Genomic DNA, 17,365 nt, shown 5'->3' on the forward strand with positions numbered 1-17,365 from the left:
AAATACAAAGAAGTCAAATGCTTCCTACTTGACCGGTGGTATTCCTGTTGAAGTTCGAACGACCAAGCGGTTTTGGTACTCCACGCGCGTTACCGCACCTTGTTCCAATGTACGGGGCTGCTGTCGCTCCATTTTTTCACAGAGAAGACGAACGGCACTCTTTCCTCCCTGGAGGATGTAGTGCTCGACGGTGGTAAGCCCTACCCCGGCGAAGGAGGAAGGATAGATATTGTCAAACCCGCAGACGCTGTAATCGTCGGGGATCGAGAATCCGCTCTCCTTGATGGCATCGATGACACCATAGGCGACCATGTCGTTGATGGCGACCATGGCTGTCACGTCCGGCGTCTCCTTCATGCAGCGTTTTGCCAGGGCATACCCTGTCTGATGCTCGATATCAAGGGTATTGAGCTCGGTAAGCGAGGAAACCTCAGCTGTGTAGAGACTGAGTCTTGCCGGCGGACCGAACTGCTTGATTGCGACATTGAGCCCCTCGAAACGCCTGACGCGGGCGCTGTGTTCGCTGTTGAGACTGGTTGAGAGATAGGCAATTTTCCGATGACCAAGTGAGAGTAGATGATTTGCGACCAAGGTGCCTGCATTGAAATTGTTCACATCCACCGTATCAAGGCCGACATCGTTCTGCTTGTCCCCGACTGCAACAACCGGAACGGTCTTGTTCAACTCCCGAACAAGCTCGGGCTGCTGGGGGATCATGGCAAAAATCACCCCGCCCACCGAAGGTTCTTTGGCAAACTCACAGACTCTCTTCTCCTTGTCGATGTCCCAGTAGGTGGTAAAGAGCACAGTTTCCAAACCACGCACCTTTGCTTCCTGCTCCATGCCTTGGATGATGGAGGCAAAATAGGGATTGATGACCGAAGGACAAACAATGACGACGATCTTGCGGTCCCGCTTGGCGTGTTTGCTTTCATACCCCATTTCACGACTGACGGTATAGACTGCGTTGATAGTCTCATCGGAGAAGCGATTCAAGCTCTTGGAGGCCAGGATCATGGAAACGCTGGCGGAAGAAATACCAACTTTGTCTGCAATATCCTGCAGGGTGACCTTTTTTTTGCGCATCAACGTACCTCATTGCATTCAATGGTTAATATTAAACAGGAATGCGGCTGCTTTGCAAGAAAAAAGAAACCTTGCTTGTATCCCCTATTCTCGTACTTTACCATACATGGCATATAATTACAAATGATATAGGTTGCTTCATTTTTCTAGAAAGAAAATTGCTTCAGCAAAAATTGGTAAAGTTTCAACACCTATACCTTACAACCAACACTATTCAGGACCTGAAAACAAGTCTTATGCCCTTGGGTGCAAGCTGGTGATGGTGGAGTAATACATGTTCTTTTCACAGATTATTCACATCTTTCAAACGCTTGTTGATGGACAACCTCCCACTGAATGTATAGTATTTATACATAGATGAGGATACTGTCCAAAAAACCATTGTTTATACGGATTGCTCAGCCAACGTATGGTGCTTATCTTCTGAAACGGAATCATGTAGAACTCGTTGGTATGCAACAGCTTTCCGAACTGCAGCCACCATTTCTGGTGATTGGCAACCACGTCCACACCTTGGATTCTTTTCTTATCAGCTCGGCCTCCCCTGTACATATCCGATGGGTAGCAGGAGCGTACCTCTTCAAGCTCTTCGCACTCAGACCCATGCTGGAACGGTGGATCGGAGCCATCTCCAAACAACAGGGACGCAACGACTTTTTCACAATCCGCGCAATCGGGGATGCGCTCAAAAGCGGTGACATCGTAGGACTTTTCCCTGAAGGAACCCGCACATGGGATGGGGAACCGGTGGGATTCGACCAAGCGATCGCCAAGCTGGTTCGCATGTTCAAAGTACCTATTGTTGTCATGCACCTCGAGGGCTTCTATGGGCTCAAGCCCCGATGGGCGGACAAGAAACGAAAAGGCAATGTGTTCCTGCGGGTTCTCCCCCCGATTATGCCCGACCATATCAGGGAGATGTCGGTAACGGAACTCTATGAACGGCTGCTTGCCGATATCGGCTATTCCTATCGTGATTGGCAGGAGAAAAACCATCTTCCGTATGTATCCAAGCGTGCTGCCGAAGGTGTTGAACAGGTGCTCTATCTCTGCCCTGAGTGCAAGCAAGCCAGCACGATAGTCAGCAAAGGCATTACCATAACCTGCACACACTGCAACTTTGCATCACTGGACCCCTATGACAAGCTGCATACAACCCAAGGCACCCATCACTTCGATGACATTGCCTTCTGGCATGCTTGGGAACGAGAGTATATTACCTTGCCGCAAAGCTCTTCGCTTACGTTCCCGCCGGACAGAGGGGTACTCCTGCAAACCGGCGATGCCAAAAAACTCGTCACCCTGGAGAAGCGCTTTACCCTGCAGATGGATCAAGAGGGAATCCGAATCAAGTCGGAAACCGGGCGTGACATGTTCTTGGCATTTGAATCCATCCAATCGATGATCATCAACGCCAAGAATACCGTGGAACTTTACCACGACAATACGCTCTACAGAATCAGAATCTTCAAACGAGGATGCATACTCAAGTACGTGGAGATGTATCAAGCAAAACGAACGAGTACTGAGGGAGACCAAGCATGAACTGGAACTTTTTCTACCACATCGGCATCATCTCATTCTCGCTGCTGTTTGCAGCACTACTGAGAGCGAGAATTCGATTCTTCCAACGGTTCTTGATCCCGGCCTCGATCATTTCAGGAATCATCCTGTTGGTATTCTATAACTTTGTTGCTCCGCATTGGGGGCTGAGAAATGACTTTCTCGGCGAAATAGTCTACCATCTGCTCAACATTTCCTTCATCTCCATGTTGCTCAGGGTGACCGGCAAGCAAAAACAGGATGGGAAGGCGAAACGGACGCTGGCGGCCAATGTCACTGCGGTAATGGGCCAGTACGGTCTGCAATGCTTTTTCGGTTTGTTGATGACTGCCCTGATGATCGCCACCTTCAAGCCAACGCTCAATCCTGCCTTCGGTTTCACCCTCCCCCTCGGCTTTGAGCTCGGACCCGGACAAGCTTATTCCATCGGCATGGGGTGGGAGCAAATGGGTTTCAGGGGAGCTTCCTCAGTAGGATTGACGATGGCTGCCATCGGATTTCTGATTGGCAGTTTCGGCGGTGTGGTTCTCATAAACCAAGGTCTCAAACGAGGCTGGATCGGCAAGGAACATGCACAGCGCATCAACAACAAGAGTGTACGGACCGGGTTTTTCAGCCGCCTCGATTACGAACGGCCCGTAGGCTCCTATCTTTCCACCGATGGCGAGTCGCTTGATTCGTTGACCTACCATATTGCCTTGGTCATGGCCACCTACTTGATCAGCTGGGGTTTTCTCACCGGCTTGACATTCCTGCTCAACCTCATCGGCCCTTTGGGAGCCGATCTTGCAGAGAGCCTTTGGGGCATAAACTTCATTTTCAGCGCTTTCTGTGCCTTGGGAGTGAAGATGATCATGCGGTTTTTCAAGGTGGAAACCACGATAGACAATGCAACGTGCAACCGCATCAGCGGGTTGTCGGTCGACCTGACGGTCGCCTCAAGTCTCGGTGCCATCTCCTTGGTTACCGTACAAGGCTACTGGCTTCCAATTCTCATTCTTACTCTCACCGGTATGTTCATCACCCTCGTCATTCTGCCTTGGTACTGCTCACGCATCTACGATGACCATAAATTCTTCCGAATGCTCGTCATCTATGGAACCGCAACCGGCACGCTTCCCACCGGTCTGGCTCTGCTGAGGGTGGTCGACCAGGAGTTCGAAACTCCGGTGGCAACCGACTACCTCTACTCGGTAGGTATCGTATTCCTCCTGGCCATACCCATTATTCTGAGTATCAACCTGCCGGCTTTCAGCGTCACCAGAAACAATTCAATGCTGTTCACCTTGGCAATCGGCATCAGTGCATTCTATCTGTTGGCATCCTTCGTCTCCTACCTCCTGATCGCAAAAAAACGTTCATTTGCCAAGGTAGGGAACTTGTTCTATACCGATTAGTGAATTGGTGAAATCAGTGCCTTCAACATCGGGGTGGCTTGTATCGTATACAGGCCTCTCGTTCGTTTCTCCCCTCTTGGCCGCTCGGCAACACTGCACAACGAGGTTTGGATAAAGCATTTGAATACCACCCTGCTCAACAGTTCAACATATTCATCAAATTCGTAAGTACGGAAGAACAGGGGAAAGAGCTTGAAGATTTCTAAAGCGATGGAGCGTACCAGGACAGGTCTGTCGCTCAGATGCAACAGGATCCACAGCAACATATTCAGACTCATGTAGCCGAGGGTTTCATCCTCGAATTCCTCAAGTGCACGATCCTCAAGAAAACCAAAGAGACCTTCCTCTTCCACCTCCTGCAGATAGCGGTCCTGCGTGTAGCCATGAAATCTCTCAATCAACTCTTCAGGCTCCTGAAGCAGGAAACGCGAGGAATCATACAAGTCATCGCCAAAACCTTTTCGCTGGGAGCCCGGCGGTACCGGCCATCCATCAAGCTCGTACTGCTTCTCTTCCTCGGGCACGTTATAGGAGTATTTGGCCATGGTCTTGTGCAGCTGGGCAATAAACTCCTCCACCAGCTCAACATCAACACCTGCTTTATGTGCTTCTTTTTCAATTTCGAACTGTTTTCCAGAATTGAGTGCCTCGATGTACTTGGCCATCACCTTGTTCAAGGCGTCAATTTCCTTTTTGTCCGCAGGTTCCACCTCTTTTTCGTCTCCAGCCAGCTTGAAGGGATCCCAAGGCATTGGATAATCCTGTTCCAGGTTCATGACCAAGGGGACGGAAAGCCGATACAAAGGCTCTGTGTCAGGATGGCCGACAATCCGGCAGAGCAAGGAAAAAGCATCCGCTGCGAAGGCAAAAATCAACCAATGCTGCTTCAGTTGGAATATGCGAAAATTGAGCAACTCCGGGTGCTCTAGCAAGTCAGAAGGTCCATACTTCTCAACCATATCTTCATCGGCTTCTTCAAGAATGTATTGCGTTGCACCATCCTTTGATTGAATCGACCAGAACGGTGATTGGAAGTCATAGCTAAGCTCATCCACATATGCCATGTGAATCAGCATCTCTTTACCCTGCGTGGTAATCGAAGGAATGAAAGAAAGGTAATCCCAATAGTATAAAGCCTGTGGATACTCTTTCAAAACCCCATCCAAGCCATCCTTGGCATACAGATCAGCATCGAACATTCGGCAGGTAAAAACAATATCATCGGCTTGCAATGAGTTGTAATGGATCAGCCCGGCACACTGCAGGCAAAGCCCGTTGTCCAACATCAGGGTCACATACGTGACATTACGGCTCTCGCGTCTCTCCTGCAACATCTCCAAGCTTGGGGAGCAAAACAAGTAGTGGGTATCTGTCAGCAGATCTGCAATCTCAAACAATTCCGGTTTCTTCCTTTCAACTATCCTGAAAGCAAGGAAGAACCCAGGTTTAAGCGCCCAATGGGATAGCACCTGCCGGGTCTGTGGAGGCAGCACAGTATCGTTGTTCTGCAATAGTCTTCTCAGTTGGTCTGCATTCCCCATCGTCTGGCTAATTATGTATTGGTCAAGAATGCCATACCTGTACGCTTTATTGTCCGGTTCTTTCTCCATAAGGAATGATACCAATGCATCCACATCCAATTTGGACGCATAATCTTCAAACATCGAGACAATCACTTCATATTGTGTATCGTAGAGATCACATCGGCTTTCCCAATCTTGTGGTATGTTCATACTGAGGAGTATTCCATATATAGTAGTTTCTGAAAAGCAGGGAACCTTTTCATTTTGCCTCTCATGCTCTACAGTACACACAAGCACACCTTGTAAAGAGGACTCCAAAATGAAGGTTCGCACGTGTTTCATAGTACTATTGGTAATTTCAGCCAGCTTGCTCTTTGGCTCATATTCCCCGTCCCAAATCCCTCTCGATTCTCCAATCTATCAGGAGATCGACCTCCTGTATCGTCTTCATGGCATTCCCCTCCCCTCTGCATCCCGTCCTTGGAATACCAACGAAGCTGTTCAAATATTGAACATGCTTCCCCAACAAAGTCCTTACCAGGAACTGAAAGAGCAAGCATGGCAGAGAATTCAAACAAACAAGACTGACAACTTCTCCGCCAAAGTAACTCCAACACTGGCCCTGGAAGCCTACACCCACACCAACAGTACCGACTTCAAGACCTTTGATGATTGGATATACAGCTACGATGAGAGACAACCTCTCTTAGACTTCAGCGTTTCGCTGCAATTCAGCAAGTCCTTCCTTTTAGAGACTTCGCTGCAGGCAGGCGTGGGAGGATATACTGCGAAGTATAAGGATATAGAAAAAAACTTGGAAACGTATGGTATTGGAGCAATACTCAACCAAGGATCAGCCACGCTTGTTACTTCGGCTTATCTGTATCGACGTATCTTCAACACCAATATACCCACAGCAGACAAGACCTTGGAACCAGACTTTCCCAGACACAGTCAGTTGACGTATGCAGGACCCTGGTATGCGATAAGCCTGGGCAGAGGCCCTCTCTCCTGGGGGCAGGGGGGCAGTGGCAACTTGGTCATTGGAAATCACATCTCCAACCATACCAGCCTTTCAGCCTCCTTCTTCAGCCAGAACACCAAGGTGCAGCTGCTCTATCTTTTCTTCCCAGACCTCAGTACTTCAAATGCAGGAAGCCGAGTATTCTTAGGCCACCGCATCGAGTTCAGGCCTCTTGGTTGGGCACGCTTCTCCATCTCTGAGAACATTATGGCAAATGCCGACAACCTTTCCCCCCAGTACCTCGATCCCACCTATATCTATCACAATATTTACAACCCAGACCAAGTCAACTCCATAGCAAGCATTGAGGCTGACATTGCTCTTGCAAAGGGCTTGTCCCTCCATGGACAGTTTGCCCTCGACCAATACCAGCTCTCTTCTGAGGGAGCGGAAATGGCAAATGCCATGGCATACTTGGGAGGCCTCACCTACGCTTGGAGCCAAGACAAGGGGTATTGGACGGCACTGGCCGAAGTTGTATCAGTAGACCCTGCCATGTACCGAAGAGAAAAAGTCGACTTTCTGGTTGCCAGAGATCTTATGAAGCATGATGACGGAGACCCCGTCATCATCGACTACTTGGGCTATTCATATGGTTCCGACAGCCAGGTCCTGCAGACAAAGCTCTCGTATTATAGACCCAACCTCTTTTCTGCCGAAGGCTCGGTGACCATCCATCGGCAGGGGGAGCTGACCTATGATAAACCGCATCACAAGAACCCGGATACCAATACTGATTCTCCCAATGTAAACGGCCCCTCACCCTCAGGAGACAACATCACCGAACGCCTTATCGTCGGGCTTGCGGGAACCTGCTATACCGATTGGAAGAATCTTGTCCTGTATGCCCAGGCAAACTGGATCGGAAGGCGTATCTATCAAAGACCTACAAAAACGTATGCAGCTGAGGCAAGTGATCTGCAGTTGGTCATGGGCATGAAGATTCGTTTCTAGGATTCCGATAAACCTCACCCTAGGAAAGTGAGCGTCAGCTTTCTGATAGAAAAAGCTGACGCACTCTTTTGCTACGTTAGGTATTTCTTTCTAAATACAATAATTAGGTCCTTGTTCGACTTGCCCTTCCATCAACAAAGGCGGTAGTATCTGCACGGGACCATACTACCGATGAAGAAAAAAACCGCCTCGCTGATCAAACCGTATGTGCTTATACTGCCCGCACTCGCTCTTGCGGTGGTGTTTGCATATCGTCCCTTCATCCTTACCTTGCTCAACAGCCTTCATACAGTCTCCCTTCAAGGCCAAAGACTCTCCTTTGTAGGGCTGGAGAATTATCAGCGGTTGTTCGCCAACCAATCCTTCCAAGCAAGCTTATCAAACACTCTTCGATTCACCCTGTATTTCGTTCCCACCAATCTGATCGTATGTCTGGGGGCCGCCCTGCTCTCCAATAGAAAAGGCAGGTTGGCTACGCTCAATCAAGTGTTTTTCTTCCTGCCCATGGCAGTCGGACTTTCCAGCTCCATGATGATTCTGAAAATGATGTTCAACCCATCCATCGGCATCATAAACCAGCTGTTCAATACCGATATCCAGTGGTTCAATGACAAGAGGGCTGCCATGGCCCTGCTGGTTATCGCCGGAGTCTACCTGGATATCGGACTCAACTTCCTGTTGCTGCAAGCCGCATTGCGAAACGTTCCTTCGGAACTGCATGAAGTAGCCACGATTGAAGGGGCGAACGGCTTCCAAGTATTTCGGTATCTCCAAGCCCCCCTCATCGCTCCAACGTTTGTCTTTGTGCTGATGACCAATATCAAGGATGCGATGCTCATCTCTTCCCCGGTTTTGATTCTCACCGAGGGCGGACCCTTCCGTTCCACCCAGACCTTGGTCTATCAAATGTACCTGGAAGGTTTCAAGAGCGGAAACTACGCCATGGGATCGGCAATTGCCACGGTGGTGTTTCTTCTTACCTTTACTGTCCTGCTTTTATTGCTCCACTTGGAACGAAGGAGGGTGTACTACCAATGAAAAAAGTAACAGCCCTCGTTGCAACAGTCTTTTCGCTGATAGTAGTCTTCCCCATTTTCTACTCCATCAGCGCCTCGTTCTTCACCTATACCGACTTCACCAGTATTCCGGCGAGGCTTTTGCCTTCACATCCCACGCTTGAGAACTATTACCGGGCTTTCAAGGAGTCGAACCTCGAGCAGTTCTTGGCAAACTCCTTGGTAACGGCATCCTTGGGTACAGCACTGAGAATGGTCATCAGCATTCTCGCCGCATATACCTTCTCCTTCTTCACCTTCAAGGGACGGGATGTATTGTTTGTATTGATTGTGGCAACCATGCTCCTTCCTTCGGATGCGCTCCTGCTAGCCAATTATTCGACCATCAGATCGCTGAGGCTGACCGACACCTATGTGGGAATCATAAGCACCACGCTGCTTGCACCCACCCATATTTTCATGTTGCGCCAATATTTCAAGACTGTGAGCAGCGAGTACCGGGAAGCCGCACTCATCGAAGGTTGCAGCGATGTCCGCTTTCTTACCACCCTCTTGATTCCCATCAGCAAGGCTGTGGTGATCACGCTGGCCATCCATAGTTTCAGTACCATTTTCAATGACTACCTCTGGCCTTTGTTGGTCACCAACAAGGAGAGCATGAGAACAGTCCAGGTGGGTCTGACCATGCTCGGGTTCTCTGAGAATCTCGACTATGGCCCTCAGTTTGCCGCTATAACCTTGTTGATAACCCCGATTCTCATCGCCTTCATTGCGATGCATAAACCAATCCAAACCAGCGTGAGTACACGCTTTGCAGGGAGATAACCATGAAACGATTGATCATCGTAGTACTAGTCCTCTTGGCTACCCAGAGTCTGGCCGCCCTTGGTCAAACAGAAACCCAACGTGATGCGGTAACAACCATCACCTGGTGGCATTCAAACAGCGGCCTTGCCGGCAAAGCCGCTGAAACACTCGTTGATGATTTCAACAACACCGTCGGCAAAGAGAAGAACATCCAAGTCCAAGCTGTCTACCAAGGAAAAGCCAACGATGTACTGACCAAGGCAAAAGCTATTTGGCAGTCTTCCGATACCAGCGACCTACCCGATCTGGTTCAGCTTGATGGGTCTGCCGTCCTTGACATCCGTGACAACCCCAACTTGATCGCCATGGAAGACTTGGCAAAAGCCGACGGGTATGACCTTTCACAGATTATGGAAGCGGCACGGCTTTCCATCACCTACAAGCAGGAAATGATCGCCATGCCGTTCAACAGCTCAACGATTCTGCTCTACTACAATAAAACTGCCTTCGATGAGGTTGGAATTACCACCCCTCCCCGAACCCTCGATGATTTGGCGGAAGTGGCGACGAAACTCAAGAAGACCGACGACAAGGGAAAGGTAATTCGCTACGGCTTTGCCAATGTACCTACCACGTATGAGTTGATGGTGTGGCTTGGCCAGCAGAACGGACTCTCCTACATTACCGATTTTGAGAACGGCCATACCGGCAATCCCACCAAGGTGCTGTTCCACGAAAACGGTACGATGGTCAACTTCCTCACCAAGTGGAAGGCACTCTATGCAACAGGTTCCTTGGAGAATCTTACCAGTGACCTCAATGGGGCGTTTGCCAGCGGCAGGGTCGTCATGATTGTTGCATCCACAAGCAATCTGACCACCATCCATTCGATGGTGGGTGATAGATTCGAGGTCGGGGTCGCTCCCTTCCCAATGGTCGATGAAAAGGCTACCGGAGGGGTGAATGTCGGTGGTGGAGCCATCTATGCCTTGAATAACGGCTCACATAATGAAAGCGCAGCCTGGGAGTTTGTAAAGTTTGCAACCAGTGCAAAGCAGCAGTACGCCTGGCACATCGCAACCGGCTATTTCCCGGTTCACCGTGACACGTATACAATGCCCGAGTTCCAGGCTCATCTAGAGGCCAATCCCCACTACGGGGTTGCAATAAAGCAGTTGCTGGACAGCAATCCGAAGCTGCAGGGCCTCTGGGTCCCCAGTGCCTATCAGATTTATTATGCTTTCCAGAGCGGCATTCTCAAGATGCTGACTGAAAACAAGAGTCCTGAGCAGACCAGCAAGGAGCTCGAAACTGAGATCAACAGCTACTTTGCCGAATTTCAGAGGATGCAGCAGGAGTGAGAATCGCGACGAGCACCAACCTGATAAGCTTCAACCGTGATGGAAGCAAAACCGAGATGGTCCACCTCCTTGGTCTCTATGCCAAGGAGGGCTTCAGGGTGCTGGACTTGAACCTGTGCGAAATGCTCAATCCCAACGGGAGTCTTGCCGGCAGCGGGTGGAAACAGTATGTGGGAAGGCTGAAGGATTTGAAGGGCCAACATGCCCTGACGTTCAACCAAGCTCATGCGCCCTATAGTAACGATGGGCATATCCTTGAAGAGCTGCTTCTCCGCTCGCTGGAGGTATGCCATAATCTGGGTATACCGATTTTGGTGGTTCATCCCACCAAAGGCGGTGTTGAGCAAAATTTGCAAGCATATGAACGCTATGTTCACGAAGCTGAAGAGAAAAACATCATCTTGGCCTTTGAGAATCTGAATGCCGATGACGAAATGACCGAAGTCACAGAGCTTATAGAAATGACAGAGGCTTTCGGCTCCCCCTCTGTCGGCATCTGCTACGACACGGGTCATGCCCACCAAAGAGGTCATGACCTTGCACAGGATATCCACCTGATGGGCAGATACTTGGTGGCAACCCATATTGCCGACAACAAGGGGAAAGAGGATGAGCACCTGCTCCCCTTTTACGGGACCATTGATTGGGATGCGGTTATCAGGGCTTTGACCGAGATCAAGTACAATGGCGATTTGACCTTCGAGTGCATGTTTTTCAACCAACATCTTCCCTTGGATCTGAAGCTCCAAGCCCTGAGGCAGGCTCGGGTTGTCGGAGAGTACTTGCTTTCTAGAGCTCTCTGAACCGGCAGCGGTCCTTGAAGGTGCAACTCTTGCACATCAAGCCGGGGCATTGTTGGAAATCGTCGTTGGTCTCAAGCTGTTGGATGTGCCAGGAGAGGTCTCCCACACGTTTTTCGATGGCAGCCTGCCGTTCCAAGGCTTCACTGAGCTTGCTACGGTACTGACGAAGCAGCTCGTTTCTCCGCTTCTGTCCGGTAGCGTCCTCGCTGCCCATCAGGATGATGGTCCTGATTTCGCTGAGTGAGAAGTCCAGTTCCTTCAGTTCTGCGATTCGATTCAGGTACACAACATCGGCATCGGTATAATAGCGCTGCCCTCCATCGCTGCGATGGTTGGTCTTCAAAAGACCGAGTGACTCGTAGTACCTGATGGTGCGGACGGTCACGTTGCACTTTCTTGCCAGTTCTCCGATACGATACGTTTGTTGCATATATGCTTTGTACCACAACTTTGCATGAGGGCTCAAGCAAAGTGGCACCTTCTTTGCCTTAGCTGTATATGAAATACCTTTTTAGTCATCCAACGGAACAGAAAATCAAGGAAATGGCGGTTTGTGATAGGCCAAGGGAAAGAATGCTCCTGCGCGGTGCAGAAGCTCTCAGCGACCAGGAACTGCTGGCCATCCTCATCGGGAGCGGGAATAAGGAACGGACGGTGAATGCCATCGCAAAAGATGTGATGGAGCTGCTGGATCGAAAAGCTGTCGTAAGCAACGATGAGCTTATGAACATCCCCGGCCTCGGGACAGCCAAGGCGACGTTGATTGCAGCTGCTTTGGAGTTGGGCAGGAGGCGGCTGCCTCCCAAGCGGCGCCAGATTTCGACGCCCTCTGAAATCTATCCGCTCATCCAGCACTATGCTTCAAGAATGCAGGAGCACTTCCTAAGCATCTGTCTTAATGGCGCCCATGAGGTACTGTCGGTCAATGTCTGCTCGGTTGGGTTGGTGAACAGGACGTTGGTTCATCCCAGGGAGGTCTTCACGGAGGCAGTGAGACAACGAGCAACCGCCATCGTGGTAGCCCACAACCACCCCAGCGGCAATCTTGAGCCGAGCATGGAGGACAAGGATGTGACCAGGAGGCTCAGGCAGGCAGGGGACTTGCTGGGCATCAGGATCCTGGACCATCTCATTTTCGGAGAGGAAGGGTTTCTGTCGATGCTGGAGGGGAATCTGTTCTAGAAGGAAGAGCTTTGTACCAGGCGCAACCCCTGCGTAGCCATAAAACCACCTCTTTTCAAGTGGGGGTTGCATCTGGTTTTCTTCTTATCTAAAAACAAGCTATATGAGGTGGACTATAAGGCTGGACGGTGTTGTAAACCGGTATGGTCATAGTCACTGAAAAAGTGTCTCCAAATCGTATTCCTGTCCGCAAGAAAGTGTGTACTGAAACGTACGCATAGCGAACAGAGAAGAGGATTTTATGGATAATCACACCTGGTAGCATGTTTCAGGAAATCGTTAACTGGAGGTATCAATTTATCCTTCCTGTGGAGGATGTGGATTTCCTTCATGGTACCGATAGTTCCTTGTTCGATTTGTGCCCTTTTATCGTATACAAGCACAGGTTTTCGAAAATAAGCAATGAAAATATTACTTTCGGTAAAGGAAACTAAGGAGTAGGATTATGTTGACCAGTTTGGAATAGTTATTGACTTAGGGTATGCGAATAAGCATCTAGAATGAACATCCTGTTCTTTGCATAATAAGTATTGCTGTTTCCAAAGTTTCTTGCTGTGAATATTAATGGGGGGCCTTAAATGACTGAGCAAGACTATAAGAAAATCAGCGTGATTTTTATTGTTGTAATTCTTGTTGGCGTTCTTTCTTGCTTTGGTATCTTAGCTCAAATTAACAAAGACAAGTTATCTACTACACTAGCGAATCAGGCTGATATCAAAACAAACATTCAGAATTTGCAAAACATTACTGATTCAATCGAAGCTGAGTTAACTGTATTTAAAAATACTGTAGAGACTAATCTCAAACAGATAAGGTCTGAGGATCAAAGCATCATGATAGATTTCCAGGCACTTGATAGCGTTGTCGATGAATTGAATGCAAGTGTAAAGACTTTAGACCAGAATGTGAGTCTTTTTAAAGAATATTATGAGGGGCTGGATAATTCAGAATCACCTGAAGCAATTGCAGAAGAGTCCTATAAGCTTGCGACGTCAAATTTAACTGATGCATCTAAAAAGAAATACTATTATCTTAATTCTATATATCATGATCCAACAAACATCGCATATTATGAGGCATATATCAATTTCCTTGATTCAGTAGGAGCCTCCTATGAAGAATATTGGAATCTTTCCAATATCACGGAATCTGCAATGTTACAGATGGCTACTGATGCTATCGAAGGATTGTTTCCAATATATGGGTTGTTAAATGGAAATAGTTTTCTGCAACCTGAGGATTTAGAGATAGGGAACCAAACGGATGAGAGTTTGGCTAAGTGGAAAGCTGCCAAGGACGCCTTTTTTTCTTACTGGAGTTCAAAAACCTTTAACAAAGAAGAGTTTGAACAACGTTATGTGTTGCTGATGGAGAGCTATAGTGCTCTCAATGATCCATCCCAAGAAATCCAATTTGACATTGCTTCAGCTGAAAATATTTACTCCTTGTTTAATTTGTATAGAATTGCGGTTGATAACAAAAGGATATTGGATCAACTTAGTAATCAAGATTTTGAGATCCTTTATAAAGCATCTGAAGTAGCAAGAAACGAAGCTATTCTTGGGTTTCTTGTTCGAGATTTGAGTCTGGATCGAACATATAACTATACGATTACAGGTTGGCAGCAAGAAATATCGAGGATGGAACAATCTCTAGCTGGTAGGTTTGATAAGATATTAATAGATAAAATTTTGTCAAAATGTAGGATTCTCTATGATCTGGCTCAAAAGATAACCTCTGAGACTTTATCCCAACTGGAATCTGAATTTATGAACTTACAGATTCAATATTCGCAAGCCATGGCATCGCTTAAGTCAGATGTATCAACTGAAGAGCGCTCTACGATAGAAAACTTGATGAGGGAGATTTCTCAAGCAATCTATAATCAGCAATTTATTAACTACCAAATTTGGACGAGTGATCGAATTGTTATTCTGAAGGAAGAAGTGGATGCGGCTAGGACCCCTCAAAAACTGGAAAAGCTATACGAAAATGGATTCTTCGAGATTAATCCATCATTATTGATTCCACGCATCAAAACTGCATACGATGCGTTGCTTCAGGATGCGGCTCCAGATAAATCAGCGATAAAAGAATCTGAGTTGATTAAGAAATATATAAAAGCATATAAGGCCCTTGGTGAAGTCTAATGAAAAAGCAGCTTACATCCATTTTTCTATGTATATTTGTAATATTCAACCTTGGAGCAATGCCTGATTTCTTCTTTCAGCTGAATGGCACTGCTGCATTAAAGTACCCTGTTAGTGTGATGACTCCTGTTTCAAGTAGATCATTTAATGCACTGAAAGGTGTTGTGGGGGAGTACTCTACACAAATGGATTATCTTGATCGATTAACTCGAACAGGATGGACTTCAGTAACTCCTAGAACTGGTAGCCAAGGTTTGGATCATTTTTTCATGAAGTTCAATTCCAGTGGTTATGTTGAGGACGTGCTTATTGTCGAGACCAAAATGGGGACTCGATCAGTGAAACAAAGTCTAGGTATGACTTCAGATGACAAGCAAATGTCGCAAACCTGGGTTCAGAGAAGAATCGAGCGTTCAATACTTGCAAAATACGATGAAATTATACAGCTTGATGGATTGAATGAAATCGAGGTTGTTCACCAAGTTCCTAAAGAAAACCTTATATCTTCAAAATTTGCTATTGATAAAGAAGCGTTTTACTTTACAAAGAATGGAGATGACAGAATATATTTCTATGACCGAGCTCAGGAATATACCGATCCAGATGTAAGAATTGGTCAAACCAGGTCAACAAAGAATACAATTCAAGATTTTTCAGATCACAATCTCTATAAACGAAGGGTCGTCAAGTATGTACCAGATAGTGCCCAAGGATTGATACAAGAGACCTATGTGGTAGTTACAAAGAATGGGGTCGATGATTATGAACTTCTAGATTCAAATAGATTTCCATCTCAGATGCTTGAAAAAATTGTTGATTCATCAAGTTATCAAGCGGCTGTAATTTCAACTTATGCTCTAGCGGATTCTTCGTTTTATTCTGATTTGACTACTACAGAGAAAATTCGTTTAATGAATTCTGACATCGATAAAACCATTGCAAGGAAAATGTTTAAACCAAAAGCAAACATTGAAGCCTTGAATAGAAAACTGGGATTAAACCCAAATACTCCAATTACATCATTGGATTTTTCAGACTCTGAGTGGCGGAAGATCTCAACAGTTGAATTCAGCGATCTGGATGATGGTACTCGTATAAAACTTAGGAATGCATCACGACAAATGACCGCCCGACAGGTAACCATTGGAGGCCTGGAAGGTGCGGCTTTGGGTTTCTCCATAAGTATCTTGGGTCAGATGATTCTGAACAAATCACTTTCAGATATCAATTGGCAAGAAGTTGGAGTATCTGCTGGTATAGTCGGGTTTAGTATGGCGGCAAGCAAGCTTTCTGATATGAGCGGAAGTCTTATTAAAGGAAAATTGATATCTTCATCAAACAAGTTTGCTCGGGTGATGAGTAAAAATGCACCGATTACCTTGGGATTCGGTGTGGATTTGCTAGTTGACTCGGGCTTTGCTTTTTATAATTACTACAATGGAACATACAGTTTGAACCAAACCCTTGCTGATATTGGTTTCAATGCAGCTATGAATGTCCCCATTTATTTTCTCAGTACTTTGGTAAGTAATCTTACAGCAGGAGTAATAGGCGGATCTTGGGGAGGGCCGATCAGTATGGCAGCAGGTCTAGCTGTAGGTGTAATGGTTAGTTTTGGTAGCACCTTCGTTTTCAATCCAATCAAGAATGAAATTGAGATTCGCGATATCTTTGCTGATTTGTCCAAACCTAATAAGGACGATACTGTCCAGTCTTGGACTATTACATATCTGAAAGAGTTGGGAGCTGTAACTGCCAGTCTATGAGTGGGGTTTGGCCGTCATTATATGGTGTTTTAGTCAGGATATTAAAACTTGTGTTAGAGTCGACCGAATTTAACTCCCGGGGGGTTGTCTCCGCCTGACGCCAATAGAACAGCCCCGACCAGGTCTCAAGAACTGAGAACAATCACCCCGAGATAATTGATAAAGCCTGTTTCGAACGGGTCCAAGAGATGAGAAGGCTCAGGACCAATGTCATCTTTGATAAACAAAGAAACAAGTTCAGCGTGAACACCCACTACAGCATGAAACGCCCATTGGATGTGATTAAAGACCAATCTGAGCCTGAAGAAGCTTGAGCTGGCATTCTTATTGTCATTTCTTGGCTGATAGCCATAGAATCTGGGACCAATTTCACGTAATTTTCAAGTTGTGCCAAAAATTAAATTGTGTAACCCCCTGAGCCCCTAAAAAAGTAGGCTGTTTTTAAGAATTAGTGACTGTGACACTCTGTATCACCCCTGATGCAATAGACTGTCATCAGGAGGCAAGAGATATGGCCTACATGACAGCAGATGCACTTGTCGAGCGGATGAAAGGGATTCCTGAGTTCATTCTCAGCAAGATTGCCGAAATACTCGACTGCTATGACAAGGAAACCGCCGTTGCTGAAGGATTCCTGTTCGAGCGTTGCCCAAAATGTGGAGCAATCCACCCGAGGATCACAAAGGGCGGCAAGCAGATGTTCAGGTGCATGGATTGCCGGCGGCGGTTCACC

The 17,365-nt window shown here is 47.2% G+C and carries 14 protein-coding genes; 11 read left to right on the forward strand and 3 right to left on the reverse strand.

The features are described from left to right. Positions 1–24 precede the first annotated feature (24 nt). A complete protein-coding gene (locus tag B3K89_RS09165; RefSeq protein WP_345907303.1) occupies positions 25–1,086 on the reverse strand; it encodes a LacI family DNA-binding transcriptional regulator in 1,062 nt (353 codons plus the stop codon). Between the two features lie 453 nt (positions 1,087–1,539). Here B3K89_RS09165 and B3K89_RS09170 point away from each other — a divergent pair, with 453 nt between their 5' ends. Next, complete coding sequence (locus B3K89_RS09170) at positions 1,540–2,631, forward strand: lysophospholipid acyltransferase family protein (protein ID WP_345907304.1); 1,092 nt, start codon at positions 1,540–1,542, stop codon at positions 2,629–2,631. Beyond that, positions 2,628–4,046, forward strand: a complete 1,419-nt coding sequence (locus B3K89_RS09175) for a sodium:glutamate symporter (protein ID WP_345907305.1) — start codon at positions 2,628–2,630, stop codon at positions 4,044–4,046. Before B3K89_RS09170 ends, B3K89_RS09175 begins: the two co-directional genes overlap by 4 nt. Here B3K89_RS09175 and B3K89_RS09180 read toward each other — a convergent pair. Further along, positions 4,043–5,779 (reverse strand): hypothetical protein, encoded by a 1,737-nt coding sequence (locus tag B3K89_RS09180; protein WP_293909424.1) that lies wholly within the window; start codon positions 5,777–5,779, stop codon positions 4,043–4,045. The genes B3K89_RS09175 and B3K89_RS09180 overlap by 4 nt on opposite strands. A 109-nt stretch (positions 5,780–5,888) precedes the next feature. Here B3K89_RS09180 and B3K89_RS09185 point away from each other — a divergent pair, with 109 nt between their 5' ends. The 5 genes from B3K89_RS09185 (at position 5,889) to B3K89_RS09205 (ending at position 11,534) form a co-directional block, all read left to right on the forward strand. Beyond that, on the forward strand, positions 5,889–7,547 hold the full coding sequence (locus tag B3K89_RS09185; RefSeq protein WP_345907306.1) for a hypothetical protein: 1,659 nt from the start codon (positions 5,889–5,891) through the stop codon (positions 7,545–7,547). 171 nt (positions 7,548–7,718) lie between these two features. Beyond that, on the forward strand, positions 7,719–8,585 hold the full coding sequence (locus tag B3K89_RS09190) for a sugar ABC transporter permease (protein ID WP_345907307.1): 867 nt from the start codon (positions 7,719–7,721) through the stop codon (positions 8,583–8,585). Continuing rightward, on the forward strand, positions 8,582–9,388 hold the full coding sequence (locus B3K89_RS09195; RefSeq protein WP_345907308.1) for a carbohydrate ABC transporter permease: 807 nt from the start codon (positions 8,582–8,584) through the stop codon (positions 9,386–9,388). Before B3K89_RS09190 ends, B3K89_RS09195 begins: the two co-directional genes overlap by 4 nt. A gap of 2 nt (positions 9,389–9,390) precedes the next feature. Then, on the forward strand, positions 9,391–10,731 hold the full coding sequence (locus B3K89_RS09200; RefSeq protein ID WP_345907309.1) for an ABC transporter substrate-binding protein: 1,341 nt from the start codon (positions 9,391–9,393) through the stop codon (positions 10,729–10,731). Then, positions 10,728–11,534 (forward strand): sugar phosphate isomerase/epimerase family protein, encoded by an 807-nt coding sequence (locus B3K89_RS09205; protein ID WP_293909437.1) that lies wholly within the window; start codon positions 10,728–10,730, stop codon positions 11,532–11,534. The genes B3K89_RS09200 and B3K89_RS09205 overlap by 4 nt, the downstream gene beginning before the upstream one ends. Here the strand turns inward: B3K89_RS09205 and B3K89_RS09210 are convergent. Further along, positions 11,521–11,964, reverse strand: coding sequence for a MerR family transcriptional regulator (locus B3K89_RS09210; protein WP_293909439.1), 444 nt, complete (start codon positions 11,962–11,964; stop codon positions 11,521–11,523). The genes B3K89_RS09205 and B3K89_RS09210 overlap by 14 nt on opposite strands. A 68-nt stretch (positions 11,965–12,032) precedes the next feature. Here B3K89_RS09210 and radC point away from each other — a divergent pair, with 68 nt between their 5' ends. The 4 genes from radC to B3K89_RS09230 form a co-directional block, all read left to right on the forward strand. Further along, positions 12,033–12,716: a RadC family protein gene (gene radC / locus B3K89_RS09215; RefSeq protein WP_293909441.1), complete on the forward strand. Its 684-nt coding sequence runs from the start codon at positions 12,033–12,035 to the stop codon at positions 12,714–12,716. Between the two features lie 578 nt (positions 12,717–13,294). Then, positions 13,295–14,866 (forward strand): hypothetical protein, encoded by a 1,572-nt coding sequence (locus tag B3K89_RS09220; RefSeq protein WP_345907310.1) that lies wholly within the window; start codon positions 13,295–13,297, stop codon positions 14,864–14,866. Then, positions 14,866–16,632 carry a hypothetical protein gene (locus B3K89_RS09225; RefSeq protein ID WP_345907311.1) on the forward strand — a complete coding sequence of 589 codons (1,767 nt, stop codon included), beginning with the start codon at positions 14,866–14,868 and terminating at the stop codon, positions 16,630–16,632. Before B3K89_RS09220 ends, B3K89_RS09225 begins: the two co-directional genes overlap by 1 nt. Before the next feature lie 511 nt (positions 16,633–17,143). Continuing rightward, the coding region (locus B3K89_RS09230) for a hypothetical protein (RefSeq protein ID WP_345907312.1) at positions 17,144–17,365 on the forward strand (222 nt) is incomplete at its 3' end.

This window comes from Sphaerochaeta sp. UBA5849 (genome assembly GCA_002432715.1).
In the GTDB taxonomy this organism is placed as follows: Bacteria; Spirochaetota; Spirochaetia; order Sphaerochaetales; family Sphaerochaetaceae; genus Sphaerochaeta.